General features: G+C 58.2%; 23 protein-coding genes and 2 tRNA genes. 19 read left to right on the plus strand and 6 right to left on the minus strand.

What is annotated here, in order from left to right; all coding sequences use genetic code 11:
* The first annotated feature begins 490 nt into the window (after positions 1-490).
* The 6 genes from AKL27_RS00560 (at position 491) to AKL27_RS28070 (ending at position 7,666) form a co-directional block, all read left to right on the plus strand.
* Positions 491-1,756 carry a lipoprotein-releasing ABC transporter permease subunit gene (locus AKL27_RS00560; protein WP_050460619.1) on the plus strand — a complete coding sequence of 422 codons (1,266 nt, stop codon included), beginning with the start codon at positions 491-493 and terminating at the stop codon, positions 1,754-1,756.
* Positions 1,757-2,086: 330 nt separating this feature from the next.
* The gene (gene lolD / locus AKL27_RS00565; protein ID WP_050460620.1) at positions 2,087-2,782 is read left to right on the plus strand and encodes a lipoprotein-releasing ABC transporter ATP-binding protein LolD; all 696 of its coding nucleotides are present in this window, start codon (positions 2,087-2,089) and stop codon (positions 2,780-2,782) included.
* Positions 2,783-2,923: 141 nt separating this feature from the next.
* The gene (gene argE / locus AKL27_RS00570; protein ID WP_050460811.1) at positions 2,924-4,096 is read left to right on the plus strand and encodes an acetylornithine deacetylase; all 1,173 of its coding nucleotides are present in this window, start codon (positions 2,924-2,926) and stop codon (positions 4,094-4,096) included.
* 67 nt (positions 4,097-4,163) lie between these two features.
* Positions 4,164-4,967, plus strand: coding sequence for a TatD family hydrolase (locus AKL27_RS00575; protein WP_050460621.1), 804 nt, complete (start codon positions 4,164-4,166; stop codon positions 4,965-4,967).
* On the plus strand, positions 4,960-7,446 hold the full coding sequence (locus AKL27_RS00580; RefSeq protein ID WP_050460622.1) for a DNA internalization-related competence protein ComEC/Rec2: 2,487 nt from the start codon (positions 4,960-4,962) through the stop codon (positions 7,444-7,446). The genes AKL27_RS00575 and AKL27_RS00580 overlap by 8 nt, the downstream gene beginning before the upstream one ends.
* A 52-nt stretch (positions 7,447-7,498) precedes the next feature.
* Entirely contained in the window at positions 7,499-7,666 is a 168-nt protein-coding gene (locus AKL27_RS28070) for a hypothetical protein (protein WP_198155841.1), read from the plus strand.
* A gap of 57 nt (positions 7,667-7,723) precedes the next feature.
* Here AKL27_RS28070 and AKL27_RS00590 read toward each other — a convergent pair whose 3' ends face one another.
* The 3 genes from AKL27_RS00590 to AKL27_RS00600 all read right to left on the minus strand — a co-directional run bounded on the left by AKL27_RS00590 (position 7,724) and on the right by AKL27_RS00600 (position 11,593).
* The gene (locus AKL27_RS00590; protein WP_050460624.1) at positions 7,724-8,803 is read right to left on the minus strand and encodes an aminotransferase-like domain-containing protein; all 1,080 of its coding nucleotides are present in this window, start codon (positions 8,801-8,803) and stop codon (positions 7,724-7,726) included.
* Positions 8,804-8,904: 101 nt separating this feature from the next.
* Entirely contained in the window at positions 8,905-9,801 is an 897-nt protein-coding gene (locus AKL27_RS00595; protein ID WP_050460625.1) for an amino acid ABC transporter substrate-binding protein, read from the minus strand.
* A gap of 124 nt (positions 9,802-9,925) precedes the next feature.
* A complete protein-coding gene (locus tag AKL27_RS00600; protein ID WP_050460626.1) occupies positions 9,926-11,593 on the minus strand; it encodes a thiamine pyrophosphate-dependent enzyme in 1,668 nt (555 codons plus the stop codon).
* A 136-nt stretch (positions 11,594-11,729) separates the two neighbouring features.
* On the opposite strand from AKL27_RS00600, the gene AKL27_RS00605 reads away from it, so the two are divergent.
* The 7 genes from AKL27_RS00605 (at position 11,730) to pnuC (ending at position 18,735) form a co-directional block, all read left to right on the plus strand.
* Positions 11,730-12,698: a LysR family transcriptional regulator gene (locus AKL27_RS00605; protein ID WP_050460627.1), complete on the plus strand. Its 969-nt coding sequence runs from the start codon at positions 11,730-11,732 to the stop codon at positions 12,696-12,698.
* 185 nt (positions 12,699-12,883) lie between these two features.
* The gene (locus AKL27_RS00610; protein WP_050460628.1) at positions 12,884-13,702 is read left to right on the plus strand and encodes an alpha/beta fold hydrolase; all 819 of its coding nucleotides are present in this window, start codon (positions 12,884-12,886) and stop codon (positions 13,700-13,702) included.
* Between the two features lie 94 nt (positions 13,703-13,796).
* A complete protein-coding gene (locus AKL27_RS00615) occupies positions 13,797-15,449 on the plus strand; it encodes a CTP synthase (protein ID WP_050460629.1) in 1,653 nt (550 codons plus the stop codon).
* Positions 15,446-16,300 (plus strand): 3-deoxy-8-phosphooctulonate synthase, encoded by an 855-nt coding sequence (gene kdsA, locus AKL27_RS00620; RefSeq protein ID WP_050460630.1) that lies wholly within the window; start codon positions 15,446-15,448, stop codon positions 16,298-16,300. The genes AKL27_RS00615 and kdsA overlap by 4 nt, the downstream gene beginning before the upstream one ends.
* A gap of 113 nt (positions 16,301-16,413) precedes the next feature.
* A complete protein-coding gene (gene eno / locus AKL27_RS00625; protein ID WP_050460631.1) occupies positions 16,414-17,697 on the plus strand; it encodes a phosphopyruvate hydratase in 1,284 nt (427 codons plus the stop codon).
* A 43-nt stretch (positions 17,698-17,740) separates the two neighbouring features.
* Entirely contained in the window at positions 17,741-18,106 is a 366-nt protein-coding gene (gene ftsB / locus AKL27_RS00630; RefSeq protein WP_050460632.1) for a cell division protein FtsB, read from the plus strand.
* Positions 18,107-18,120: 14 nt separating this feature from the next.
* A complete protein-coding gene (gene pnuC, locus AKL27_RS00635) occupies positions 18,121-18,735 on the plus strand; it encodes a nicotinamide riboside transporter PnuC (RefSeq protein WP_050460633.1) in 615 nt (204 codons plus the stop codon).
* A gap of 9 nt (positions 18,736-18,744) precedes the next feature.
* On the opposite strand, the gene AKL27_RS00640 is transcribed toward pnuC, so the two are convergent.
* The 3 genes from AKL27_RS00640 to AKL27_RS00650 form a co-directional block, all read right to left on the minus strand.
* Complete coding sequence (locus AKL27_RS00640; protein ID WP_050460634.1) at positions 18,745-20,313, minus strand: GGDEF domain-containing protein; 1,569 nt, start codon at positions 20,311-20,313, stop codon at positions 18,745-18,747.
* A 186-nt stretch (positions 20,314-20,499) separates the two neighbouring features.
* Complete coding sequence (locus AKL27_RS00645) at positions 20,500-21,153, minus strand: response regulator (RefSeq protein ID WP_050460812.1); 654 nt, start codon at positions 21,151-21,153, stop codon at positions 20,500-20,502.
* A 29-nt stretch (positions 21,154-21,182) separates the two neighbouring features.
* Positions 21,183-21,854 (minus strand): sensor histidine kinase, encoded by a 672-nt coding sequence (locus AKL27_RS00650; RefSeq protein WP_050460635.1) that lies wholly within the window; start codon positions 21,852-21,854, stop codon positions 21,183-21,185.
* A gap of 156 nt (positions 21,855-22,010) precedes the next feature.
* On the opposite strand from AKL27_RS00650, the gene AKL27_RS00655 reads away from it, so the two are divergent.
* From AKL27_RS00655 to AKL27_RS00680, 6 genes are all read left to right on the plus strand, one after another.
* Positions 22,011-22,087: transfer RNA gene (locus tag AKL27_RS00655), tRNA-Arg, on the plus strand.
* Between the two features lie 299 nt (positions 22,088-22,386).
* Positions 22,387-22,463 (plus strand) — tRNA-Arg (locus AKL27_RS00660).
* A gap of 477 nt (positions 22,464-22,940) precedes the next feature.
* On the plus strand, positions 22,941-24,263 hold the full coding sequence (locus tag AKL27_RS00665) for a cytochrome P450 (RefSeq protein WP_083438766.1): 1,323 nt from the start codon (positions 22,941-22,943) through the stop codon (positions 24,261-24,263).
* A 108-nt stretch (positions 24,264-24,371) separates the two neighbouring features.
* Positions 24,372-24,692 (plus strand): 2Fe-2S iron-sulfur cluster-binding protein, encoded by a 321-nt coding sequence (locus AKL27_RS00670; protein WP_050460636.1) that lies wholly within the window; start codon positions 24,372-24,374, stop codon positions 24,690-24,692.
* Positions 24,693-24,745: 53 nt separating this feature from the next.
* Positions 24,746-25,996 (plus strand): NAD(P)/FAD-dependent oxidoreductase, encoded by a 1,251-nt coding sequence (locus AKL27_RS00675; RefSeq protein WP_050460637.1) that lies wholly within the window; start codon positions 24,746-24,748, stop codon positions 25,994-25,996.
* Positions 25,997-26,063: 67 nt separating this feature from the next.
* A complete protein-coding gene (locus AKL27_RS00680; protein WP_050460638.1) occupies positions 26,064-26,678 on the plus strand; it encodes a TetR/AcrR family transcriptional regulator in 615 nt (204 codons plus the stop codon).
* Positions 26,679-26,693 lie beyond the last annotated feature (15 nt).

The raw sequence follows: 26,693 nt of genomic DNA on the forward strand, positions 1-26,693 counted from the left end.
CGGCAGCGCAATGCCGCCACCGTGATCCGACCTGCGCGGTTTTGACGGGCAATGCAGTTGGCGTGCAGGCTGCCGCAACGATTTAGCCGATGCCCTTGCGTTCAGTGGTGGTGCCTGCCCGGGTATTGACGCTGACAAACAGAATCGTCGAAAGCAGGGCAAACAGGCTATTTTTTGCATGACGTTTCCTGGATAAACATGGGGGGGGGTAGAAAATTTTCTTGTTGTTCACCGTTGTTTCTTTTGGGAAACAACGGGGCTGGAAAAACACCTTGACCACGTTGCACGGGCGCTGCCTGCGGCTGACAAGCGGGGCTCGGGAAGGCGCAACGGGAGATGCGGCGGATGCCGTGCACGGCGTTGCCTCCGGCATTCTTTGCGGCCGGCCGTGAAAGATCGTTGATAGTGTGGCAAACTTGCGGACTATCGCATTACCGGGGGCTACACAATATCCTGGAATTTCTTTTGGCCCTGGAAAGAGAGCAAACGCTTGAGTCTGATCAAAAATCTACCGTTCGAATGGCTGGTCGGCCTTCGCTACACCCGGGCCGGCAAACGCAGCGGCCGCAACAGCTTCATTTCTTTCATTTCCCTGATTTCGATGGCCGGTATCGCGCTTGGCGTGGCGGCCCTGATCGTGGTGCTGTCGGTCATGAACGGTTTCCAGAAAGAAGTACGCGACCGCATGCTGTCGGTGTTGTCGCATATTGAGATTTCCGACGGTTCCGGTGCCATGGCGGACTGGCAAACCGTGGCCAAACAGGCATTCCAGAACAAGGAAGTAATTGGCGCTGCGCCCTATGTGGCGGCGCAAGCCATGATGACGCGCGATGAAACGGTGCGCGGCGTCGTGATTCGCGGCGTCTTGCCGGATCAGGAACCGAAGGTGTCGGATGTGGCGGCACAGGTGCGGCAGGGCAGTTTTTCTGCCTTGCAACCGGATGAATTCAATATCGTGCTTGGCGGCGAACTGGCGCGCGGCTTGCGCGCCGGCATCGGCGACAAGGTCACGCTGATTGCGCCGCAGGGGCAAGTCACGCCGGCCGGCGTGTTGCCACGGCTGAAGCAGTTTACGGTGGTCGGCATTTTCGAAGCAGGTCATTATGAATTCGATTCGTCGCTGGCGTTTATCCAGTTGCAGGATGCAGAAAAGATGTTCCGTCTCGATGCGCCTTCCGGTTTGCGTCTGCGTATCAAGGACATGCTGCAGGCACCGCAGGTGTCCTATGAATTGTCGACCACACTGAGCGGCAATCTGTATATCCGCGACTGGTCGCAGCAAAATGCCAACTGGTTTGCGGCGGTCAAGACCGAAAAGCGCATGATGTTCATCATCCTGACGCTGATCATTGCGGTAGCGGCATTCAATCTGGTCTCGACACTGGTCATGACGGTCACTGACAAGCAAGCCGATATCGCCATTCTGCGCACGCTGGGGGCGTCGCCCGGTTCGATCATGAAGATTTTCGTGATTCAGGGCGCGCTGGTCGGTTTGATCGGCACCGCCATTGGCGTCGGACTCGGGGTACTGGTGGCGCTCAATATCGATGTCATCGTGCCCTTTATCGAACGTCTGCTGCATGTCCAGTTCTTGCCGAAGAGCATCTACGTCATTTCCGAGTTGCCGTCCGATCTGATCTGGTCGGATGTCTGGACTATCGGTGGTGTGGCGGTGGTGCTGGCTTTCCTGGCGACACTCTATCCAAGCTGGGCGGCAGCCAGAGTCAAGCCTGCCGAGGCACTGCGCTATGAATAAGCACAGTGGCACATCACTGCCGCCCGGCCTGCGGCTGGGGAAGGTGGACGCCAATGAGGCCAGAGTCAAGCCTGCCGAGGCACTGCGCTATGAATAAACACAGTGGCACATTACTGCCGCCCGGCCTGCGGCTGGGGAAGGTGGACGCCAATGAGGCCAGAGTCGAGCCTGCCGAGGCACTGCGCTATGAATAAACACAGTGGCACATCACTGCCGCCCGGCCTGCGGCTGGGGAAGGTGGACGCCAATGAGGCCAGAGTCAAGCCTGCCGAGGCGTTGCGCTATGAGTAAGAAGATGAAGCATGCAGAAGTATTGAGAGGTAGCATCCCATGAGTGAAAAGAATCAGGCTGTGTTATCCAGTCGCGGACTGGGCAAGACATTTACCCAGGGGCGTTACGCCGTCAAAGTGCTGAGCGGTGTCGATATCGATATTGCGCGCGGCGAACAGGTGGCTGTGGTTGGTGCTTCGGGTTCCGGCAAATCAACCTTGCTGCATTTGCTCGGCGGGCTGGATACGCCGACCACCGGCAGCGTCAGTTTGCAAGGACAGGATTTTGCCGGCCTCGGTGAAGCGGCGCGCGGTGATTTGCGTAATGCGGCGCTCGGTTTCGTGTACCAGTTTCACCATTTGTTGCCGGAATTTTCGGCGCTCGACAACGTGGCGATGCCATTGCTGATCCGCCGCGTCAAACGCAGCGAGGCGCAACAGCAGGCGCGCACGATACTGGCGCGGGTCGGTCTGGATCATCGCGTCAGTCATGTCCCGGGTGAATTGTCCGGCGGCGAGCGGCAACGGGTGGCACTGGCGCGGGCGCTGGTGACGCAGCCGGCATGCGTGCTGGCCGATGAACCTACCGGTAATCTGGACCGGTCCACTGCCGATAAAACGTTTGAACTGATGCTTGAATTGTCGCAAACGCTGGGCACGGCATTCGTGATCGTGACCCATGATATTGCCCTGGCGCGCCGTTGCGGCCGGGTCTTGCGATTGTCGGAAAACGGCTTGCAGCCTTATACCGACTGAGACTGATGAGCGACTGATCGCATGGATGGTGCCGGCTGGCATAGCTTGCCGGGCCAATATTTACTATATTGAATTTATTAGTTGCAGATGCCGGCGGCCGCATTGTTGATGCCGGCCGGCGACATCAGAAGAGAGGAAAAAATGAATACCCGTCAATGGCTTGAAAAACTGGTCAGCTTCGATACCACCAGCCGCAACTCCAATCTGGAACTGATTGAAACAGTTCGCGATGCATTGCAGGCGCAAGGCGTCACGCCGTGGTTCGATCATAACAAGGACCGCTCCAAGGCCAATCTGTTTGCCACCCTGCCGGCCACCCATGGGCCGCAGGCCGGCAGCGAACAGGGCGGTATTGTCTTGTCGGGACACACGGATGTGGTGCCGGTGGATGGCCAGAACTGGGATACCGATCCGTTTGTGCTGACCGAAAAAGATGGCTTGCTGTACGCCCGTGGTAGTTGCGACATGAAGGGCTATATTGCCGCTTCCATGGCGCTGGTGCCGGAATTCCTGGCAATGCCGCGTCTGCGGCCGATTCATCTGGCGTTTTCCTACGATGAAGAAATCGGCTGTGTCGGCGCTCCCGGCATGCTGACCGAATTGCAGGCGCGCGGCGTGCGCCCGGACGGTTGCGTCGTCGGTGAGCCGACCAATATGCAAGTGGTGGTGGCGCACAAGGGCATCAACGTATTCAATTGCCGCGTGCACGGACGCTCGGCGCACTCATCGCTGACGCCGCAAGGTTGCAATGCGATCGAGTATGCCGCCCGCCTGATTTGCACCATCCGCGATTTCGCCGATGCGATGAAGGCCGAAGGCCCGTACGACACGTTGTACGACGTGCCATTCAGCACCATGACCACCAACCAGATTCGCGGCGGCATTGCGGTCAATACGATTCCCGATCTGTGCGAATTTACCTACGAATTCCGTAATTTGCCGGGCATGTCGCCGGAGAAGATTCAATCCCGGATTCAGGAATACGTGCGCGATCAGTTGCTGCCGAAAATGCAGGCCGAATTCCCCGATGCCCGTATCGATATCGGCAGCATCGCCGGCAGCCCGGCGCTGGAAACCGCTGAGCAGGAAGCCATTACGGCGCTGGTGCGGGCACTGACCGGCGATACCGCGCAACGCAAGGTGGCCTATGCCACCGAAGCCGGCCTGTTCCAGCGCATCGGCATTCCGACCATCGTCTGCGGTCCCGGCGACATCATTCAGGCCCACAAGCCAAATGAGTTCGTGGCGGTGGCCCAATTGCAGCGTTGCGAAGACTTCTTGCGCAAGCTGGGACGTTCATTGCAGGAAGCCTGATTCGGCGCGCTGCCGGGTGGATGCCCGGCGGCGCCGGATCAGTCAGCAGTCTGCGGGGGAGTTTGTGATGTGGATTGACACCCATTGCCATCTGGATGCCGGCGAGTTTGACGGCAACTCGCTGGCAATCGCTGCTCAGGCGGCGCAGCAGGGCGTGGCGCTGATCGTCATCCCGGCGGTGGCGCGCGCCAATTTCGCGACGGTAGCGGCATTGGCGCAGCAAGCGGCCAACGGTGTCTATGCCTTGGGTATTCACCCGATGTATGTGGCGCAGGCCGAAGTCGACGATTTGCAGGTGTTGCGCACCGCAGTGGAAGCCGCATTAAGTGATCCGCGCTTTGTCGCCATCGGTGAAATCGGTCTCGATTTCTTCGTGCCCGAGCTCAAACAGGGCGAGCTGCGCGACAAGCAGGAATTCTTTTATACCGAGCAACTCAAGCTGGCGCGTGAATTCCAGTTGCCGGTGTTGCTCCATGTCCGGCGTTCGCAAGACATCATCCTCAAACATTTGCGTCGCATCCGGGTCCCGGGTGGCATTGCGCACGCCTTCAACGGCAGTTTTCAGCAAGCGCAGACGTTCATCGAACTGGGCTTCCGGCTCGGTTTCGGCGGCGCCATGACCTTCCCGCGCGCCTTGCAGATCAGGCGTCTGGCGAGCGAGTTGCCGCTGGCCGCCATCGTGCTGGAAACCGACGCCCCCGATATCGCCCCGGCCTGGCTGCATCCGCAGCCGAATGTGCCGGCGCAAATTCCGCGCATCGGCGAAGTGCTGGCGCAATTGCGCAATCTGTCGCCGGCCGAGGTTGCCGAAGCGACTTCTTTCAATGCCCGCCAAGTCTTGTCACGGCTGCCGGCATGGAGCCATGCGTAGCGCCATTCTCGGTGTTGTGCTGGGCATTGCATATTTGCAGATGCAAGCCGTGTTGCCATCTGCACCGGCAGCCGTGGGCTTGCTGGTGGCGCTGCTGTCATGCGCATTGCTGGTATGGCGAGTCCGGCGTTGGCGCTGGTTGCGCCTGATCATGCTGGTGACCGGCGGTGCGCTGGCGGGCTTCTTGTGGGCCGCCGCGATTGCGCAATGGCACTTGCAGGAAGAGTTGCCGTTCGTCTGGGAGGGGCGTGACATCACGCTGATCGGCACCGTCGACAGTTTGCCGCAACCGGTTGCGCGCGGCGTCCGTTTCAATTTCAAGGTGGAGCAGGTGGTGGCGCAAGGCGATCAGTTGCCGCAGGTGCCGACGCGACTGGCATTGGCCTGGTATGCCCCGCGCGCCAGTATTGATCCCGATGATGAAGTGCAATCGGCGGCCATGCCCGCCAGTGTTGCCTTGCCGGTACTGCAACCCGGTGCGCGCTGGCAGTTGACGGTGCGCTTGAAGCGCCCGCACGGCAATGCCAATCCCGATGGTTTCGATTATGAAGTGTGGCTGCTGGAGCAGAACCTGCGCGCTACCGGCTATGTCCGCACCACGCCGGCAACCGTCGCGGGCAACCGCCGGCTGGATGCCTTCGTCTGGAGTGCAGGGAATGTCGTCGAGTATGCGCGCGGCTGGTTGCGCGAACGGATTCTGGCAGCCCTGTCCGGGCAACCCTATGCCGGCGTGATCGTGGCATTGGTCATCGGCGATCAGCGCGCGGTCAGTCAATCCGACTGGCAGGTATTCAACCGCACCGGCGTCGGCCATTTGCTGGCAATTTCCGGATTGCACATCACGCTGGTGGCCGGCTTGTTCGCGGCCTTGATGCAAGCGTTGTGGCGTCGTTCCTTCTTTACCGGGGCGCAATTGCCACTGCGCTTGCCGGCGCAAAAGGCGGGCGTACTGGCAGGACTGGCGGCAGCATTGCTGTATGTCTTGCTGGCCGGTTTCGGAATTCCGGCGCAACGCACGCTGTGCATGCTGGTGGTGATCGGAGCGGCGGCATGGTCGGGACGGCTGACGCAACTGTCGCATGTCTTGTGTCTGGCCTTGCTGGCGGTATTGTTGCTCGATCCGTGGGCCTTGCTGTGGCCGGGATTCTGGCTGTCATTCGGTACCGTGGCCCTGATCTTGTATGCCTCGGTCGGACGCACTGCCGTGTTGCCGGCGGCGGCTGCCAACGGCTTGCACCAGAAGCCGTCGCACTGGCAGCGCTTGTTGCGGGCTGGCCGCAATGGTGCCTTTACCCAATATGTGGTGTCGCTCGGATTGCTGCCGCTGACGATGCTGCTGTTTGCGCAGTATTCGCTGGTCAGTCCGCTGGCCAATGCGCTTGCCATTCCGCTGGTAACGTTGCTGGTGACGCCGCTGGCCTTGCTCGGTTGCGTGTTGCCACCGCCCTTGTCAACCTGGGTCTGGCAACTGGCGCATCAATGCATTGCGTGGCTGGCGGCGGCGCTGAACTGGCTGAGCAGCTTGCCATTTGCGGTCTGGAGTGCGCCGTTGCCGCCGTTCTGGATGTTTGCACTGGCGCTGGCCGGCACCTTGCTGCTGCTGGCGCCGCGCGGCTGGCCGGCGCGCTGGCTGGGCTGGTTTGGCTGGCTGCCATTGCTGGTCAATGCGCCAATGACAACAGCACCGGGCACGCTGCAAGTGACGGCGTTTGACGTCGGGCAGGGCACTGCCGTATTGGTGGAAACCGCCAGCCATCGTCTGCTGTATGACACCGGGGCCTATTACACGCCGCAATCCGATGGTGGCAGTCGCGTCATCGTGCCTTACTTGCGCGCGCGTGGCATCGCGCAACTGGATGCCGTCGTGATTTCGCACAGCGACAACGATCATTCCGGCGGTGCGCTTTCGGTCTTCAAGGCAGTGCAGGTGGCGCGGGTGTATTCTTCGTTGCCGTTGACGCACGCATTGACGCAACAGGCACCGCACCATCAGCGCTGTCAGGACGGGCAGCAATGGCGCTGGGATGGCGTCGATTTCACGATGCTGCACCCGGCGGCGGTCAGTTACGACAGCGATAAATGGAAACCGAATGCGCGCAGTTGCGTGCTGAAGGTAAGTGTCGGTGCGCAGTCGGTGCTGCTGACCGGCGATATCGAAGCAGTGCAGGAAGATCAACTGGTGCACGGCGCGCGCGCTGCCGATCTGGCCGCTACCGTATTGCTGGCGCCGCATCACGGCAGCGCCACCTCATCGACCTTGCCGTTCCTGCAAGCGGTCAGGCCGCAACTGGCGTTATTCCAGGTCGGCTATCGCAACCGCTTCAATCACCCGCGTCCGGATGTGTATGATCGTTATGGCCGCCTCGGCATCCAGCGCTTGCGCAGCGATGAATCGGGCGCGGTCAGCCTGACGTTTGACGAAGGGCTGGAAGTTACTGAATATCGGCAGCAGCATGCGCGCTATTGGTATGGGCGGTAAAATCCTGTCATTCTGCCGGATTGGCATCGACGACATTTTCAAGGACTTACACATGAACGGTACATGGGGCTGGCCGCTGCTGCTGGCGGCAGTGACGCTGGTCGGACTGGCATCCGGCATTTTGGGCGATGGCATCTGGGATTACATCAGTTGGGTTGCGCTGTCGGTGCCGCTGCTGGTGATCGGCAACAAGGTGTGGCGGCAGACGCGCAAAGCCTGACGAGATGAACAGGGATGAGGGAAACAGCATGGCTGCTTCCCGCATTTTTTATCGCGATCAAGCGGGGCGCGCCAATTCGACAGCGCGTCTGAGAATCGCTACCCCTTCCTGAATCTCGGCAACCGTCAAGCCGCAGAACGGGATGCGGAGGAAGTGCTCGCCGCCGGTCAGGAAAAAGCCTTTGCCATCGGACAAGGCCAGTCCCAGTTGTTGGGCCTGCTCTCTGACGGCGCTGTTGGAAATCCCCGGCGGCAAATGCAGACCGAGAAAGAAACCGCCTTGCGGACGGCCGAAGTGCAATTCAGGCAACGCTGCCGTGAGCGCCTCGGTCATGGCATGCAAACGCGGACCATACAGTGCAATGAGTGACGCCAGTTGGGCCGGCAGATGGCCTTGACGACACCATTCGCCGGCGATGCTGAGCGCGAAATTTCCCGGCGTGACGTAGCGGTTTTCGGCCGCCTTGACCAGCTTGCCGATCAAGGCCTCGTTGCCGACCACGTAGCCGGCGCGCAGGCCGGGCGCGATGATCTTGGACAGTGACGACATGTGCAAGGTCACCTCCGGCGCCAACTCGAAAAAACTCGGTAAGGTGGCACCGGTGTAGCGGATCAGCCGGTAGGGCGCATCTTCGACCAGCAAGATATTATGCTGGCGCGCCAGTGCGGCGATCGCGGCCCGCTTCTCGGCGGAACAGGTCAAACCTGAAGGATTCTGGAAGTCCGGGATCAGATAGAAGAATCTGGGAACGGTGTCTGCCAGCGCCGACTTGAATTGTTCCAGATCGGGGCCGTCTTCCTGCAGCGCGATGGCCACCACCCGGGCGCCCCTGGCGGTCAAGATCTCGATGACTCTGTCATAGGTTGGCGATTCCACGAAGACCGTGTCGCCGGGTTTGAGCATGACCGAACAAAACAATTCAAACAGTCCGAGCGAGCCGTCGCCGGTCAGCACCATCATGTCATTGACGCTGTAACGTTCCGCAATCCAGCGCACGAAGCTGGCGGGACCCCGGGCCGGGCCGTATTGAAGACTTTCCAGCATGTTGCGGGACACCACCTGCGAGGCGCAACAGAGAATGTCGGCGACCGGAAAACTTTCGGGGGCAGGTACCCCACGGGCGAAATTGATGCGCATGTGAATACTTTAAAAAGAAGAATCGGGTCTCGGTTCAGATTCGGACCGCATATGAATGCACCGTGGCCGCGTCTGAGTCAGGTGCGGCCATGGCAACGAGATTATTTGTAGGCGTTGGGATCCGGCGAATCAGTCGGTGTGGCGATAGCCTTTTTCAGTGCCGCCGACATGGGGATGTTCAGGTTGACGCCCTTGGGTGGAATCGGCGATTGAAACCATTTGGTGTAGAGCTTTTCCAGTTCGCCGCTTTTCATGATGCCAATCACGGCGCGGTCAACGGTTGCCTTGAAAACCGGATCATCTTTCTTGAAGACGATGCCGTAAGGATCAAAAGACAGCGGCTCGCTGGACAGGTAGTAATCATTGGGAGACTTCGACAGCGCGCGTTGCGTCGCCAGGATGACGTCGTCCAGTACATACGCCGCGGCGCGGCCCGATTCCAGTGTCAGGAAGGCTTCCGGCTGATCCCGCGAGGACAGGATCGTCATTCCCAGATTGCGCTCCTTGTTGAGTTCATTGAGGATGCGGATACTGGCGCTGCCTGCGGTCGATACCACAGCTTTTCCTTTCAGGTCATCGATACTTTTGATGTTCGATGATTTTTTTGCCAGCAAGGAATTCGATGTGACAAATGTCGTCGGCGAGTAGGACACCACTTTCTGGCGTTCTGCATTATTGGTCATGACGCCGCACACCAGATCGACCGTGCTGTTGGCGATCAGCGGGATTTGCGTCGAGGCATTCACCGGCACCATGCTGACCTTCAGATGGGGCAGTTTTTGCTCGGTCCTGATGGCATCGACAATCTTCAGGCACACATCGACCGAGTAACCGATGGCAACCTGTTCGTCATTCAGATAAGAAAACGGCACCGAGCCGTCGCGTACTCCCAGAGTCACTTCGTTGCGGTTTTTGATCTTTTCCAGGGTCTGGGCCGTGGTCTGCATCGAGACCACGACACCAAGAATGAGTGCGGCCGATAAAATTGTCTTGCGCATGCTTATCTCCCTAAAGTTGTAATGTTCCCTATCCTGTTACGGACAATTCTTGTGCCAACTGCCTGACCGGCACGCTGCCGTGCCAGGCTGATTTGATCTGTTCTGACTGCTTCCCCGCCGGCCGTCAGTCGCCGCTGCGTGCGGCTGTGGGCCGTGCCGTACTGGTTTTGGGCAGGACCGCAGCCAGGCTGGTAGTGACTTCAATAAAATACGGCTGTTGCGCCGCCAGACCGCGTTCAATGGCGGCATCGATCTGATCGGCGCGGGAAATGCGTTCAGCGGTGATGCCAAATGCTTGCGCGATTTTCACGAAGTCGGGATTGGACAGGGTGGTTCCCACATGACGCCCGGGATAAGAGCGCTCTTGATGGATGCGGATTGATCCATAGCAGTTATTGTTGGAAACGATGAACAGGATAGGCAAGTTGCGTTCCACCGCGGCATTGATTTCATTGCCGGTCATCAGGAAGCCGCCGTCGCCGGTCATGCAAACGGTCTTTTGCTGCGGGCGTCGCAACTGGGTGGCAATCGCAGCCGGTGTGCCATACCCCATGGCGCCGGACAACGGCGCCATCAGGCGCTGCGGGAATGTAAAAGGGAAGTGGCGATAGACTGGTGCCGCAAACGTGCCGGCATCGAGACAGATGGCCACATCTGCCGGTGCCCGCTGCGCCAGAGCGCGGACCACGCTGGAAAATGCGACGCCGTCGCTGACGTCATGTTCGGGCCATGTGGCCAGACGCGTCGCGATGCCATTGACCGCTGCAGCCCATTCCGGGCGCGGTCTGATGGCCTCGGTGTTGACCAGCAGCGCCATGCTCAATGCCACCGGGTCGCATACGGCGCCGATATCGGGGCTGAAGTGCAGGCCGACAATGTGCGGGTCGGGCCATACGTGCACCAGCGTTTGTGCCGGATCGGGCAAGCGCGGAAACCGATAACCTTGGGTGGTGATATCGCCCAGACGCGTACCCAGCGCCAGCAGCAAGTCGCAGGAGTCAAACAGCGCAATCTGCTCCGCCGGATTTGCCAATCCCAGTTCACCGGCATACAGCGGATGATTGTTGGGGAAAATATCATGCTGGCGGAAGGACACCGCTACCGGCACCTGATACTTTTCTGCCAGTGCCAGCAGCGCGGCGCGGCCACCGTTGGCGGCAAACGCGCCGCCAGCAATGATCAGCGGCCGTTCGGCATTGCTCAGCAAGCGCGCGATGTGGTTCGTCGTCTCCGCACACGGTTGCGTCGAGGCCTGCGCTACCGCCTGCCAGTGCGGCGTTGCCACCGTCTGCTGCTGCACGTCTTCCGGGATCACCATGACTACCGGGCCGGGTGTGCCGCTGGTGGCGATGCGAATCGCTTTCAATGCCGCCGTCGCAATTTGCTCCGGCGCGGTGACCTCGACGACCCATTTGGCGATGCTGCCATACATTTGTTGATAGTCGATTTCCTGAAACGCTTCTTTGCGCAAGTCGGCTTTCGGAACCTGACCGACGATCAGGATCAGCGGCACCGCATCTTGCTGCGCGGTATGCACCGCAATCGCGGCATTGGTCGCGCCCGGTCCGCGGCTAACCATGACCACGCCCGGACGGCGCGTCAGCCGGCCATCTGCACAGGCCATGAAGCCGGCCCCGGCTTCATGGCGGCAAGTCACCACATCAATAGCGGGAAAGTCGCTGAGTGCATCGAGGATGCCCAGATAGCTTTCGCCGGGGACCAGGAATACGCGGTCGATCTGATTGGCGGCGAAGACCGACAGCAGGGCGTGGGAGGAAGTAGTGAGGTTCATTCTGTTCGGCTGGGCAAAGTGAGTGGTGAAGACATGGCTGACGGTGCATGCATTGTTGTATGATCCGGAAATGGCATCAATGGCATAGCTGGCATATCAGCTATGCTTTTTTTGTATATCCAAAGGATAAGCAGACATGAACTTGCGCAGGCTGGAGCTCCTCATGCAGGTAGCTGACTTCGACAGCTTCTCCAAAGCTGCCACGGTGCTCGGGCTGGCGCAGCCGGCCTTGGGGCGTCAGATTCAAAAGCTGGAAGAAGAGTGCGGGGTGCGCCTGTTCTATCGCAATGGCCGTGGCGTGTCACTGACCCTGGAAGGACAGGCGCTGCTGGAGCGGGCGCGGCCGCTGGTGCGGCAATTGGCGGCAATTCCGAGCGAATTGCAGTCGGAGCGGGATTCGCCGCGCGGCTTGGTGACGGTGGGGCTGACGCCGACCGTATGCAATTTGTTTGGACTGGACCTGATTGCCGCCACCCGCGAAAAGTATCCGCAACTGCAGGTCAATATTGTCTCGGGTTACAGCGGCTATGTTCATGAATGGCTGGTGGATGGCCGGCTGGACATGGCGGTGCTGCATGATGCCCGGCGTTCTTCCACCATTACCGTAGATCCGCTGGCAGCAGCAGAACTGTTTTTGATTCTGCCCGCCGCCAGCGCTGGCCTGAATACCTCCGAAGCCGCAACACTGGCGGAAATTGCCCGGATTCCGCTGGTGCTGCCGACGCGCAATCATGGCCTGCGTCGTACTTTGGAATATGCTGCCGGCGATGCCGGTGAGTCGCTGACAGTCGCTTTTGAAGTGGACACCCTGGAGTTGCTGAAGAAAATGGTGGTCAGCGGCATGGCCGGTACCATACTGGCGAAACCTGCGGTGCTGGAGGAGCTGGCGGCTGGCACGCTGATCGCCCGCAAGATTGCGGCACCGGGTTTGCAGACCCGGCTGGTGCTGGCCACCGCCGTGCGACGACCGATCACGCGCGCGATCCGGCTGGTCGAGCAGCAAATCAAAGGCCTGGTGGAATCCATGATTGCGGAAAGATCGGCGCAGCTTGGTCTGTTGCATCTGGCGTCCGTGGAGGAAACCCCGCTGCCGGCAGAGACCTGAACCGGCGTTGACGCTGACCCTTGGCAGCGGACCGGCGCGATTACCGATAAGCCTGATTCTGCTATGCTTTTGTCTTGTGCGGCGCTTTGATTCAGGGTTTCCCAGGCGGGTTGGTTCTGCATGGTGTTCATTTGATAATTTTTGCGTTTGCAATGTAACGATCTGATTCACCCGACAAATTCAATATGAGCAATCCGATTCTGCATTTTGCCCATGCCAACAGTTATCCGGCGGGCACCTATGGCGTGTTTTTTGAACAATTGCGTGCGCATTACGATGTGCGCGCCTTGCCGCTGCATGCGCATAATCCGGCGTATCCGGTGGAAGATGGCTGGCGCAAGCTGGGCAAGGAGTTGGGCGAAGAACTGGCGCACCGGTATCAGGAACCGGTGATTCTGGTGGGGCATTCGATGGGCGGCATTCTGAGTCTGATGGCGGCGCGCAAGCGGCCGGATCTGGTGCGCTGCGTGGTGTTGCTCGATTCACCGGTAGTGACTGGCTGGCGCGCTTCGGCGTTGCGGCTGGTGAAACTGTTCAAGCTGGAAAGCCAGCGCTCGCCGGCGGTGGCGTCGATCCGGCGTCGCAATGTCTGGCCTGACATGGAGGCAGCGTATCAGCACTATGCGGCCAAGGCGCTGTTTGCCGCGTGGCCGCAGCGCGTGTTGCGCGATTATGTGGCGCACGGTCTGGAGCCGGAACCATCAGGCGGGGTGCGGCTGCGTTTCCGGCGCGAAACCGAAACCGAGGTCTATCGCACATTGCCGCATCATCTGGGCGCGCTCACGCGGCGTCCGTATCCGGTGCCGATCGGTTTTGTCGGCGGTACCGATTCGGTCGAATGCCGCATGGCCGGGCTGACCGGTACCAAACGTCTGGTCGGATCGCATTTCCTGCAAATTCCCGGCGGCCACCTGTTCCCGATGGAATCGCCGGAAGCGGCGGCCAAGGCTACCCATGAAATGATCCAGTCATTGCTGTCAGGAAAACCGCCGGCAGTGACTTGAAAAATACGCGGCTTGCCAAAAGCGGGGGATCAAAACCGGATGGTTTGAGGTATAATTCGAATTTCCCGCACGTGCCGTTCGGCACTTCTTTGTAATGACCAAGTTTGTATTTGTCACTGGCGGCGTCGTCTCATCCCTGGGCAAGGGGATTGCCGCCGCGTCCCTCGCTGCGATTCTTGAATCGCGCGGCCTTAAAGTCACCCTTCTGAAACTCGATCCCTACATCAACGTTGATCCGGGAACGATGAGTCCATTCCAGCATGGCGAAGTCTTCGTTACCGACGACGGCGCTGAAACCGATCTGGATCTGGGCCACTATGAGCGGTTCATCACCGCCAAGATGAAGAAGGTCAATAATTTCACCACCGGCCAGATTTACGAATCCGTGATCCGCAAGGAACGTCGCGGCGAGTATCTGGGCAAGACCGTGCAGGTGATTCCGCATATCACCAACGAAATCCAGGATTTCATCCATCGCGGCGCGGAAGGCTATGACGTCGCGCTGGTGGAAATCGGCGGTACCGTCGGCGATATCGAATCGCTGCCGTTCCTGGAAGCTGCACGTCAGTTGGGGCTGCGCGCCGGCCGCAATGCTGCCGCGTTTGTCCATCTGACACTGGTGCCTTATCTGGCATCGGCCGGCGAACTCAAAACCAAGCCAACCCAGCACAGCGTGCAAAAACTGCGCGAAATCGGTATTTCGCCGGATGCCTTGCTGTGCCGTGCGGATCGCCGTATTCCGGACGATGAACGCGACAAGATTTCGCTGTTCTCAAACGTGCACGTCGATGCCGTCATTTCGGTATGGGATGCCGACAGCATCTACAAGATTCCGCAAATGCTGCACGATCAGGGGCTGGATGACATCATTTGCGAAAAGCTGGGCCTGTCGCCAAAGCCGGCCGATCTGAGCGTGTGGGACAAGCTGATTCAGGCGCAGGAAAATCCTTCCGCCGAAGTCACCATTGGCATGGTCGGCAAATATGTCGACCTGACCGAGTCCTACAAGTCGCTGACGGAAGCCTTGCGTCATGCCGGTATTCATACCGGCAGCCGCGTCAATATCGAATACCTGGATTCGGAAGAAATCGAAACCACCGGTACCGATGCACTGGCCAAGTACGATGCGATTCTGGTGCCAGGCGGCTTCGGCAAGCGTGGCGTCGAAGGCAAGATTGCTGCCGCCCGTTTTGCGCGCGAACACAAACTGCCTTATCTGGGCATCTGTCTGGGCATGCAGGTGGCGTTGCTGGAATATGCGCGCAACAAGGCCGGCCTGACCAAAGCCAATTCGACCGAGTTTGATCCGGAAACGGAACAGCCGGTAGTGGCGCTGATCGACGAATGGCAAAACCGCGACGGCAAGATCGAGCGTCGCGACGCCAATTCGGATCTGGGCGGCACCATGCGTCTGGGTGCGCAAACCTGTGAAGTCAAACCGGGTACGCTGGCCGCAGAAATTTACGGCAATACCGTGACCGAGCGTCATCGTCACCGTTATGAAGCCAATAATTTCTATCTGAGCCGCGTGGAAGAAGCCGGTCTGGTGGTGTCGGCACGTACGCCGACCGAAGGCTTGTGCGAAATCATGGAATTGCCGCGTACCGGCCCGGATTCACATCCGTGGTATCTGGGCGTGCAATATCACCCTGAGTTCAAGTCCACCCCGCGCGATGGTCACCCGTTGTTCATTTCATTCATCAAGGCAGCGTTGGCGCATCACGCTGAGGCGAAGGAAAAAGCATGAAATTATGCGGCTTCGATGTCGGTCTCGAACATCCATTCTTCCTGATCGCAGGCACCTGCGTGATCGAGTCGGAACAGATGGCCATGGATACTGCCGGCCAGTTGAAGGAAATCACAACTGCGCTCGGTATTCCATTCATCTACAAGTCCTCGTTCGACAAGGCGAACCGTTCTTCAGGAACGTCGTTTCGCGGTCTGGGCATGGAAAAGGGACTGGAAATTCTGGCCAGGGTGCGGCGCGAAATTGGTGTGCCGGTCCTGACCGATATTCATGACATCGAGGAAATCAAGCCGGTGGCAGCCGTGGTTGACGTGCTGCAAACGCCGGCCTTCCTTTGCCGTCAGACGGATTTTATCCGCGCCTGTGCGCAATCGGGCAAGCCGGTCAATATCAAGAAGGGCCAGTTCCTGGCACCTCACGATATGCTCAATGTGATCGCCAAGGCCCGTGCTGCTGCTGCCGAAGCCGGTTTGCCGGAAGATAACTTCATGGCGTGCGAACGCGGTGTTTCGTTCGGTTACAACAATCTGGTATCGGATATGCGCAGCCTCGCTATCATGCGTGAAACCGGCGCGCCGGTCGTGTTTGATGCGACCCACTCGGTGCAGTTGCCGGGTGGTCAGGGCACGTCTTCCGGTGGTCAGCGCGAGTTTGTACCGGTGCTGGCGCGGGCGGCGATTGCCGTCGGTATTGCCGGCGTGTTCATGGAAACCCACCCGAATCCGGCCGAAGCCAAGTCGGACGGTCCGAATGCCGTGCCGCTGGCGCGCATGAAGGATTTGCTGGCGACCATGATCGATCTGGATCGTATTGTCAAAAAGACGCCATTCCTGGAAAACGATTTTTCCTGATGCCGTTTTTGGTATTGCCCGCTATTGCCTGACTCTGTCGCCGGAGAATTGACCCGGCGGCCAGAGCAAAAGTAGCTTTCTTGTATAAAAACCTTGCTAGATGGAGATGTTGAATGAGTGCAATCGTTGATATTATCGGCCGCGAAATTATTGATTCGCGCGGCAATCCGACCGTCGAATGCGACGTCTTGCTGGAATCCGGTGTTCTCGGCCGTGCCGCTGTACCGTCGGGTGCGTCGACGGGTTCGCGCGAAGCGATCGAACTGCGTGACGGTGACAAGAGCCGCTATTTCGGCAAGGGCGTGTTGCAGGCTTGCGAGAATATTAATACTGAGATTTCCGAAGCGATCATGGGTCTGGATGCCAATGAACAGGCTTTCCTGGATCGTACGCTGATCGATCTCGACGGCACTGACAACAAGGCACGTCTGGGTGCGAATGCCACGCTGGCAGTGTCGATGGCGGTGGCCAAGGCCGCTGCTGAAGAAGCCGGCTTGCCGTTGTATCGCTATTTCGGCGGCAGCGGTTCGATGCAAATGCCAGTGCCGATGATGAATGTCATCAACGGTGGCGCTCACGCCGACAACAATCTGGATCTGCAGGAATTCATGATCATTCCGGTGGGAGCACCAAGCTTCCGCGAAGCGATCCGCTATGGCGCCGAAGTGTTCCATACGCTGAAAAAGATTTTGCACGCCAAGGGTTTGACCACTTCGGTCGGCGACGAAGGCGGTTTTGCTCCCAACGTGGCAAACCACGAAGCCGCGATTCAATTGATTCTGCAAGCCATCGAAGAAGCCGGTTACGAGCCGGGCACCCAGATCGCTCTGGGTCTGGATTGCGCTGCCAGCGAATACTACAAGGATGGCAGCTACCATCTGGAAGGCGAAAACATGGTGTTGACGCCAGCCCAGAAGACCGGCTTGCTGGCTTCGTGGTGCGACAAGTATCCGATCATCAGTATCGAAGACGGCATGGCCGAGAACGACTGGGCGGGCTGGAAATTGCTGACGGAAACGCTGGGCAAGAAGGTGCAACTGGTCGGCGACGATCTGTTCGTCACCAACACCAAGATCCTGAAAGAAGGCATCGACAAGAACATCGCCAATTCGATCCTGATCAAGATCAACCAGATCGGTACCCTGACCGAAACGTTTGCCGCTATCGAAATGGCCAAGCGCGCCGGCTACACCGCCGTGATTTCGCATCGCTCCGGCGAAACCGAAGATTCGACCATCGCCGATATCGCGGTTGGCACCAATGCCTTGCAGATCAAGACCGGCTCGATGTCGCGCTCGGATCGCATGGCCAAGTACAACCAGTTGCTGCGTATCGAAGAAGATCTGGGCGATATCGCCAGCTATCCTGGCCGTTCGGCTTTCTACAATCTGAAGTAAGTGTGGATGCCCGGTTCGCCGGGCATTACCTTGTTCGCCTGCGATGCGCCTCATCATCCTCTGTCTCTCAGCCCTCCTGGTGCTGATCCAGTATCCGCTCTGGCTGGGTAAGGGGGGATGGCTGCGGGTATGGGACCTGGATCAACAGGTGCATCAGGCGCAGAAAAAGAATGATGAGCTCAAGGCGCGCAATGCCAAGCTGGAATCGGAAGTGCAGGATCTGAAGCTGGGCACCGGTTCGATTGAGGAGCGTGCGCGTTATGAGCTGGGCATGATCAAGCAAAACGAAATTTTTGTGCAGGTACTGGAGCCGGGTGCCGGCACCGCACCGGCCACACCGGCCGCAGTAGCAACGCCGGTCGCACCGGCTGCGGCGACCACTGCCGCTGCCTCTTCCCCACGTCGCTGAGCCGGACACATCGGATGTCGCTCAATGACGCATGGTCCGTATTCGGACTGATCACGACGCCGCTGGAGTTGATTTCCTTCCTGCTGGCGATCACCACGGTGTGGTTGAATATCCGTCTGAACCACTGGGCCTGGCTGTTTTCCATTCTTTCATCGTTGCTGTATGCGGCGGTATTCGTGCGCTCGCGTCTGTACGGTGATGCCGGCTTGCAGTTCGTGTTTGTCGCGGTATCGATCTGGGGCTGGTATCAGTGGCTGCGTGGCGGCAGCGCCCATCAACCCTTGCAGGTATCGCGCCTGACGCGCAACGGCTGGTTGTGGTGCGGGATGGCCTGGCTGGCGGGCTTTATTCTGCTGTCGCAGTTCTTGCATCGCCTGACCGATACCGACGTGCCGCACATGGACGGTTTTTTGACGGCGGGCAGTCTGGTCGGGCAATTCCTGTTATCGCGCAAGAAAATCGAAAACTGGCTGGTCTGGATTGCAGTCGACATTCTGTATGTCGGCCTGTACGTCTACAAGCATTTGCACCTGACCGCATTGTTGTATGGCGTGTTCGTGGTGCTGGCCTTCATGGGCTGGCGCGCGTGGCGTCAGTCGGCAGCATCGCCGCCGCTGGCCTTGCCCTGATCGCTGCCGTCAGTCGGCAAATATCACGCGGTTCTTGCCGGCATTCTTGGCCTTGTACAGGGCCGCGTCGGCACGGGCGATCAGGTCTGCCTGATTTTCGCCCGGTGCGCGCAAGGCAACGCCGGCGCTGAAAGTGATCAACAGGCGCTGGCTGTTATGCATAAAAATGCGTTTGGTCAATTCACGCTGCACCCGGGTAATGATCTGGACTGCATCTTCGGGCGTGGTTTCCGGCAGCACCACCAGGAATTCTTCGCCGCCGAAGCGGGCAATCACGTCCAGCTTGCGCAGCGTATCCTTGACCACCTGCACCATGTGCACCAGTACTTCATCACCGGTAGCGTGGCCATGGGTGTCATTGATGCGCTTGAAATCATCGAGGTCGAGCAGGGCCACGCACAACGGCGTGTTGCGGCGGTCGGCGTTGATGATTTCACGTTCCAGCGATTCATCCATGCCGCGCCGGTTCAGGCTGCCGGTCAACTGATCTTCCCGCACCAGTTCACCCATGTGCACCAGTTGCGTTTCCAGTGCCTGAATGCGGGCTTCGGCTTTTTGCACTTCCTGACGCGCATGAATCATTTCATCGCGCGACAACAGTGCCTCGTCCTGCGCCACCTTGGTTTCGCGCATGATGCCGTTGAGCACCGAATTCAGATCGCTGATGTCGCCGGCCTGGGCAATTTGCTGTGAGTAACCGGTAATCGTCTGGTGATAGTTGCTGGTGGTCGATACCATCGCGCTGAGGCGGTCGACAAAGGTCAGCATCATGTTCTTGACGGTCACTTTTTCTTCCGACAGGGTATTTTTCAGCAAGCCTTGCTTGTAGATCACTTCCTTGAGGGTCTTGCTGGCGTCGGCCAGCGACGTCTTGCTGATCGGACCGGAAATCAGTTCTTGCACGGTCGAGATCTGGCTGCTGAGCCACGAGCCTTTTTCCAGCAAGCCGTGCATGTTTTCCAGCAGCAGCTGGAACAGGCGCATCAGCAATTCTTGCTGCTCGGCGATGTCGCCGGTCTTGAGTTCGATCTGAAAGCTCAGTTGTTTCAGGCGCGTGATGACTTCGGTCATGGCCTGTTCTGAAAACGCTTCCTTCAGTTCTGCACCAATCGCCTGCGATTCCGCCGCCAGTTCAGGCGCATCTTGCAACAGCGAGGCCAGATTGAAGGTCAGTACGCGCGCCAGGACTTCGCGCAGCATCTTTTCTTTTTTACTGTCGCGGATGAACTGGCGTTCGAGATCGATCGGTACCAGTTCGCCATGCGGCACCAGATTGCGGGCCGGGAAGTACTGTTCGACAAATTCGTCGAGCAGGGTGCCGTATTCTTGCCAGTCGTTGACCTCAAAGGCGTCGCTCAGGCGCAGCCCGAGTTTGCCGATATCGCCCGGTTGCTGCGTCAGGTGGACGGCAAATCCGGCCAGTACGGTTTCGGCCCGGATTTCACTTTTGGTGCCGACAATTTCTTCGTAGGCGGCACGGTAAGCTTCGGGAGTGGGGGCCACCCGCCGGATGGCAAGTTGCTGAAATGCTTCTCGTGCAATATCGACGGGACTCTGAGATGACGGTTTTTTTGACATGCCTGATTGTCGTTTTATTATGCGCAGTATCTGATGGCCGAATTCATTACCGAAAAATATTGCCGGTTTGTTCAGCCCGGGTGGATCAATATGCTACGGTCGACCTGCCGGCCCTGTTTTGTCAGGTCCGGATCATGCTGGACATTCTACCGTCGCTTGGCTGGCTTGGGCTATCTTCCCGGGCTTTTATTCCACCAAGTGGTTTTTGAGTGCATAGTGCGTCAGCTCTGCATTGTGGCGCAGTCGCATCTTGCTCAGCACGCGTGAGCGGTACATGCTGATGGTCTTGACCGAGAGCGACAGTTCGGTAGCGATATCACTGACGGCTTTACCGGAGGCAATCAGGATCATGGTCTGATATTCGCGGTCGGACAGTGTCTCGTGCGGCGGCGTATCGTGGTCAAAACCGATCTGGTTGGCCAGTTCCTGCGCCAGTGAAGGGCTGATGTATTTTCTGCCGGCGGCTACCTGCCGGATCGCACTGGCCAGATCTGCCGGTGCCGCCTGCTTGTTCAGAAATCCGGCAGCGCCGGCCTTGAGGGCGCGGATGGCGTATTGGTCTTCACGATGGATCGACAGCATCAGTACCGGCAGCTTCGGCATTTCTTTTTTGATCTGCTTGAGGATGTCGATGCCGTTGCGGTCGGGCAGGATGATGTCGAGCAGTACCACGTCGCTGAGGCCGAGTCGGCACAGCTTGACTGCTTCCACGCCATTCTCTGCATTGCCGACGACGACGATATCTTTGGTGTTGCTGCAAATCTGTTTCAATCCCTCGCGGACAATCGCGTGGTCGTCGGCGATCAGGACTTTGATTGCAGCACTGTTCTTTTTCATCATGAATTTGTGGGCCGGCTCGATATTGCTCGTCATTCTATAGTGTTACCGTGGGGCATGACAGGTATCCATACCGATAGCAGGGTTCCTCCCGCATCGCTGCTGCCGATATGCAAGCTGCCGCCGAGTTGCTGTGCACGCTGCCGCATGCCGCGGATGCCGGATCCCTGTGCCTGCTGCAAGTCGGGCGCGCTGATGCCGCAGCCATTATCGCTAATGTGCAATTCCAGGTGGTTGTCGGTCAGCAGCAAATGCATGTGCGATTGACTGGCCTGCGAATGCCGGGCGACATTGTTCAGCGCTTCCTGAGCGATGCGATACAAATGGATGGCTGGCAGCGGTGCCGGATTGGCGTCTGCCGGCAGGGCGCTGAAACTGCAAGCCAGCCGGGTCTGGCGGCCGAAGCTTTGATTCAGGTGCTCCAGTGCGCTGGCCAGACCGAGGTCGAGCACCGGCGGATGCAAATCATCGATGATCATGTGCATGGCGGCAATCGCATCGTCTATCAGCGTGTCGGTATGGCTGGCTTGCGACAGCAGATCGGTTTCAGGCGGCAGGCGCCGGGTCAGTTGTGCCAGCGCCATTTTGATCGCCGTCAGCTGGCTGCCCAGTTCGTCATGCAGGTCACGCGCAATCCGCCGCCGCTCGTCGTGCCGGATGGTTTCTGCGGTCAGGCTGGTGGTGGCAGTATCGTTACCGGTCATGGTGTCGTGGGTGATTGCAGCGCAAACTGAAAAGAAGAAGCAGGGAAGTATATAGGCAATGAAAATGAAGAATCCAGATAACGGAGGTGAAATACAGCAAGTTTTTTTATTTCACTCTTCCATTGCCAATAAAAGCAGTCTATAATCTCGTTTTTCGCGGCTGTAGCTCAGCTGGATAGAGTACTTGGCTACGAACCAAGGGGTCGTGGGTTCGATTCCTGCCAGCCGCACCAGATATAAAGGGTCCATCGCAAGATGGGCCCTTTTGTCTTTTAGTGTCAGCACCTTTTTTATTTGATGCCGGAAATGTCGGTATCACATTGCACAGCAATGGCAGCAGGTGAGTGAATGGCATTGCAAAATGCTGCCACTGATGCCAGTGTCGGATGCGATGACATTGTTTGATGGCATGCCTGTCATGCCGGTTGTTTTTGGTTGATTTATTGCTTGTTTATTGCTTGTTTATTGTTGTGTCAGATTCGTCATAATAATTCTGGCGCATTCTGAATAAGCTGCTATAATTCTGCCTTTCGCGGCTGTAGCTCAGCTGGATAGAGTACTTGGCTACGAACCAAGGGGTCGTGGGTTCGATTCCTGCCAGCCGCACCAGATATGAAGGGTCCATCGCAAGATGGGCCCTTTTGTCTTTTCTGCTCTGAAAAATGCAGTTCCTCCCTGTGAACGCACTTCCTGTTCTGTCTTTCTTCATTTTCCTTGCATAACTTTTCCCTGACTTTCGATTGATGATCCGGAGCAAGCCCGGGTATGTCTGGTCATGTTCACCAGATTGGTCATTCCAACAAGTCGTGCAATTGTCGATGCAAATTTGCCGGCAATCGACAATCTCCCGCAGACACTGACTCTTTGATCAACTTCTCTCGTTGCTGCGAGACCCGTCAAAACGGCGGCGTCTCGCTTATTTTCTGACCCCGGTTTGCTGCTGAAACCGCCATGCTTTACGCCGGCATGATTTTTTGAGACAAAATTTAAATTGCATCTCAAATTTCAATGATCTAAAATTGAGACGAATTTTGTAAATCGTCTCAAAAATAAAATGACATTGACCCATCAGGAGGAGAGCTGACCATGAAACTCGGAGATATCAATCTGGCCGATCCAGGCGTGTTTATCGAAAATGTCACCCATGACTACTTTGCGTTGCTGCGCAAGGAAGCGCCGGTGCACTGGGAGCCGCGCGGACCCAATGACGGCTTTTGGTCGATTACGCGCTATGCCGACATTCAGGCCATTGAGAAGAACGTAGAAGACTTTACCAACGAGACCAATGTGGTGCCGTTGCCTCTTCCCGAACATACGATGACGCGCAATATCGGTCACAGCCTGATCATGACGGATCCGCCACGGCACCAGTTCTTGCGTCGGATCATCATGGGTGCGTTTACGCCCAAGGCGATTTCCCGTATCAATCAGCGCATTCACGAGCTGGTGACGGAGGCCATTGATGCCGTCATCGAGCGCGGCCAGTGCGATCTGGTCGACCTGGCCGCGTATGTGCCGATTGAAGTGGTGTCGGACATGCTGGGTGTGCCGCCCGAAGATCGGGCGCGCATTTTTGCTTGGTCCAATGCCACCTTTGGCATGACCGATCCGGAATTTTCCCAGCGTTTTGATGCCAAGAAAGCCGGCGAAGAAATGTTTGCCTATGCACGCGACCTTGGCATCCGTCGCCGGGCTGATCCGCAAGACGATATCTTCAGCACCATTGCCGCGGCGCGCGAAAATGGCGAAATGCTGAGCGATACCGATCTCGGTTGCTTCTTCTTGTTGCTGGCAACCGCCGGTAATGAAACAACGCGTACGCAGACCTTGCTTGGCATGCAGACGCTGATGCAAAACCCGGATATCCGTCAGCGTTTGCAGAATGATCGCAGCCTGTTGCCGAACGCGATTGAAGAATTGTTGCGCTTCAATACGCCGCTGCTGTGTTTTGGCAGAAAGGCCAAGCGCGATGTGACTTTGCATGGCCAGCACATCAAGGCCGGCCAGCAATTGATCCTGTGGTATTGCTCCGGCAGCCGCGATGAAGCGATCTTTGACAATCCGGATGAGATTCGCATTGAGCGCGCCAACGCCCGCGAGCACATGGCCTTCGGTACCAAAGGCGCAGTTCACCATTGCATGGGAACCATGCTGGCGCGCACTGAGCTGGCGGCGGTGTTCGATCAGATCCTGACCCGGCTGCCAGACATGCAGCCGGCCGGCCCGGTGGCGCGGCTGCGTTCGAATTTTACCAACGGTATCAAGCGCATGCCGGTCAGGTTCACGCCCGGCAAAGCGATCGGCAAACCGGGCCGGTTATATGCAACCGAAGTTGAAGGGCGTGATGATTCGGCAACGGCTCCTGTGGTGGCCGCTGCTGCTACGGGTTGTCCGTACTCGCAGAAATGAGTCATCGGCAATCTGCCGGCTTTCCGGCGCCGCGCTGCGTGATGCGCGATGCGCCTGAAAGAGGGCCTGATGCAAAAGACGGAAGCTGACAATCGCAGAGGAACAGTAATGGTGAAAATTCATTTGATCGAACACAACGGTACCCGCCATGTCGTGGAAGCTGAGGAAGGCGTCAGCATCATGCAGGCGGCAATCAACAATATGGTTCCGGGGATTCTTGGCGACTGTGGCGGCTCGTGCAGTTGCGCAACATGTCATGCCTATGTCGATGCCGCATGGAGCGACAAACTGAGCGCGCCATCCGACGATGAGGAAATGATGCTTGACGGAGTGCTGGAGCAAAAGGAAAGCAGTCGTCTGACCTGTCAATTGCTGGCCGGGCCGATGCTGGACGGCATCGTGTTGCATCTGCCGGAACGGCAGTGCTGAGCGGGTGCCATGTCAGGCATCGTCCCTGCCAGACAATTTGACGGAGCATCAACATGTCGCAACGCGTGGTTATCGTCGGCGCCGGACAGGCTGCCTGTGAAGTGGCGTTCAGCCTGAGAAAGGAAGGATTTGCCGGTGCCATCATGGTGCTCGGGCAGGAGTCTTATCCGCCATATCAGCGCCCGCCGTTATCGAAAGCATTTCTGGCGGGCACCGCCAGTCTTGACAGTCTGTATTTGCGGCCGCTCTCAAGTTACGACAAAGCGGGCATCGAGTTACGTCTTGGCGTCAGCGTGGTCAGTATTGACCGCCACAACAAGTTGCTGCATCTGGCTGACGCCAGCTCGCTTGCCTACGACAAACTGATTCTTGCCACCGGTGGCGAGGCACGGCAGCTTGCCGGGCTTGAGTGTGCGGCAGCCAGCGTGTATTCACTGCGCAGCATTGATGACATCTTGCATTTGCGCGCCGCATTTTTGCCTGATCGTCACTTGTTGATCATTGGCGGTGGTTATGTCGGGCTTGAAGTGGCTGCCATCGCTGTGGCGCAGGGACTCAAGGTGACGCTGGTCGAAAGTGCGCCACGTTTGCTGGCGCGCGTGGCGGCACCGGAAATATCGGCGTTTTACACCAGCTTGCACCAGACCCGTGGCGTCGATATCCGGATCGGTACCGGCGTGACAGCAGTCGCCGCAGCCAGTGCTGGTGATGGCGTCAGCGTATCGTTCAGTGACGGCACCATGGTGGCCGCCAACATGATTGTGGTTGGTATCGGACTGGTGCCGAACGTGACCCTGGCCGAAGCCGCCGGTCTGGCAGTCGACGATGGCATTGTGATTGACGAGCATACGCGTACCTCCGATCCTGACATCATGGCCATCGGCGATTGCGCCAATCACTACAATGCATTTGCCGGCAGGCGCATGCGCATAGAATCGGTACAGAACGCCATCGAGCAGGCACGCGTGGCGGCCGCCAATTTATGTGGCCGGCCAGACATGTTGTCGATCACGCCGTGGTTCTGGTCCGATCAATATCACTTGAAACTGCAAATGGCCGGACTGTCGCACGGCTATGATCAGGTAGTCATGCGCGGTCAGATGGCATCCGAATCGTTCATGTGCTTTTACTTGAAGCAGGGAAAGCTGATTGCCGCCGATGCCATCAACCGTCCTGCCGATTTCATGCATGCAAGGCGTTTGCTTGGCAGCGGACGCCTGTTTCTTCCGGCATTGCTTGCAGATGAAACAATTCCGTTAAAATCACTGGCGGCCGAGAACAAGCCTGATGTCATCCCGGTCTGATGCCGGTTGCAGTTGATTTATCGCATACTCCGGCGCGGACACTGCTGAAACAGACAAATTGAAAAGTATGACCGCACATCCTGGAATTCCTGTTGAAAAACGTGTCAGCAGCGCTGCTGCCGAACGCGAACGCATCATGCTGGAGAGCGTGGTCGCTGCTGCCGGCCGCTGCATTGAGCGGATCGGCCTGGAAAGTACCACGGTCGAAGATATTGCCGCAGAGTCCGGCATCTCGCGCGCGACCCTGTACCGCAAATTTGGTAACAAGGAAGGCATTCTTACGGCACTGGTGGTAGCCCGTTCCGCGCCGTTTGAAAGCCGGGCGCTGAAAATACTGATGGGGCAGGGCAGCCTGGAATCCCGGGTTGAGCGCGCCATGCTGCGCGCGGTTCTGGATATCCCGGATGGTGCATGGCTGGGGGAGCTGTTCAAGGGCAATGGTGTCAACCTGTTTGCCAGCGTCTATCAACAACGGGCGCGGGTAGTGCTGGGGCTGATATTGCAATCCGAAGAGGCGCGTCCGCACCTCGATCTCGAAGAAGTGGTGGCGTGGGGGCTGCGGGAACTGGCGCATATGGTGTCGGCGCGGCCATGGAATGAACGGCGCTTGCGCGAACGCATTCGCCATTTCGTGTTGCCGGTATTGATTCCAGACCGGTTGCGCACCGACCTGGACCAGTAGCGCAGTCGCCGTTGT

Source organism: Herbaspirillum autotrophicum, from assembly GCF_001189915.1.
Lineage (GTDB): Bacteria > Pseudomonadota > Gammaproteobacteria > Burkholderiales > Burkholderiaceae_D > Herbaspirillum > Herbaspirillum autotrophicum.

What these genes read in the sequence shown, in the direction of transcription:
- lolD (WP_050460620.1), top strand. Translation starts at nt 2,087, where the DNA reads ATGAGTGAAAAGAATCAGGCTGTGTTATCCAGTCGCGGACTGGGCAAG.
- argE (WP_050460811.1), top strand. Translation starts at nt 2,924, where the DNA reads ATGAATACCCGTCAATGGCTTGAAAAACTGGTCAGCTTCGATACCACC.
- AKL27_RS00575 (WP_050460621.1), top strand. Translation starts at nt 4,164, where the DNA reads ATGTGGATTGACACCCATTGCCATCTGGATGCCGGCGAGTTTGACGGC.
- AKL27_RS00580 (WP_050460622.1), top strand. Translation starts at nt 4,960, where the DNA reads ATGCGTAGCGCCATTCTCGGTGTTGTGCTGGGCATTGCATATTTGCAG.
- AKL27_RS28070 (WP_198155841.1), top strand. Translation starts at nt 7,499, where the DNA reads ATGAACGGTACATGGGGCTGGCCGCTGCTGCTGGCGGCAGTGACGCTG.
- AKL27_RS00590 (WP_050460624.1), bottom strand. Translation starts at nt 8,803, where the DNA reads ATGCGCATCAATTTCGCCCGTGGGGTACCTGCCCCCGAAAGTTTTCCG.
- AKL27_RS00595 (WP_050460625.1), bottom strand. Translation starts at nt 9,801, where the DNA reads ATGCGCAAGACAATTTTATCGGCCGCACTCATTCTTGGTGTCGTGGTC.
- AKL27_RS00600 (WP_050460626.1), bottom strand. Translation starts at nt 11,593, where the DNA reads ATGAACCTCACTACTTCCTCCCACGCCCTGCTGTCGGTCTTCGCCGCC.
- AKL27_RS00605 (WP_050460627.1), top strand. Translation starts at nt 11,730, where the DNA reads ATGAACTTGCGCAGGCTGGAGCTCCTCATGCAGGTAGCTGACTTCGAC.
- AKL27_RS00610 (WP_050460628.1), top strand. Translation starts at nt 12,884, where the DNA reads ATGAGCAATCCGATTCTGCATTTTGCCCATGCCAACAGTTATCCGGCG.
- AKL27_RS00615 (WP_050460629.1), top strand. Translation starts at nt 13,797, where the DNA reads ATGACCAAGTTTGTATTTGTCACTGGCGGCGTCGTCTCATCCCTGGGC.
- kdsA (WP_050460630.1), top strand. Translation starts at nt 15,446, where the DNA reads ATGAAATTATGCGGCTTCGATGTCGGTCTCGAACATCCATTCTTCCTG.
- eno (WP_050460631.1), top strand. Translation starts at nt 16,414, where the DNA reads ATGAGTGCAATCGTTGATATTATCGGCCGCGAAATTATTGATTCGCGC.
- ftsB (WP_050460632.1), top strand. Translation starts at nt 17,741, where the DNA reads ATGCGCCTCATCATCCTCTGTCTCTCAGCCCTCCTGGTGCTGATCCAG.
- pnuC (WP_050460633.1), top strand. Translation starts at nt 18,121, where the DNA reads ATGTCGCTCAATGACGCATGGTCCGTATTCGGACTGATCACGACGCCG.
- AKL27_RS00640 (WP_050460634.1), bottom strand. Translation starts at nt 20,313, where the DNA reads ATGTCAAAAAAACCGTCATCTCAGAGTCCCGTCGATATTGCACGAGAA.
- AKL27_RS00645 (WP_050460812.1), bottom strand. Translation starts at nt 21,153, where the DNA reads ATGATGAAAAAGAACAGTGCTGCAATCAAAGTCCTGATCGCCGACGAC.
- AKL27_RS00650 (WP_050460635.1), bottom strand. Translation starts at nt 21,854, where the DNA reads ATGACCGGTAACGATACTGCCACCACCAGCCTGACCGCAGAAACCATC.
- AKL27_RS00665 (WP_083438766.1), top strand. Translation starts at nt 22,941, where the DNA reads ATGAAACTCGGAGATATCAATCTGGCCGATCCAGGCGTGTTTATCGAA.
- AKL27_RS00670 (WP_050460636.1), top strand. Translation starts at nt 24,372, where the DNA reads ATGGTGAAAATTCATTTGATCGAACACAACGGTACCCGCCATGTCGTG.
- AKL27_RS00675 (WP_050460637.1), top strand. Translation starts at nt 24,746, where the DNA reads ATGTCGCAACGCGTGGTTATCGTCGGCGCCGGACAGGCTGCCTGTGAA.
- AKL27_RS00680 (WP_050460638.1), top strand. Translation starts at nt 26,064, where the DNA reads ATGACCGCACATCCTGGAATTCCTGTTGAAAAACGTGTCAGCAGCGCT.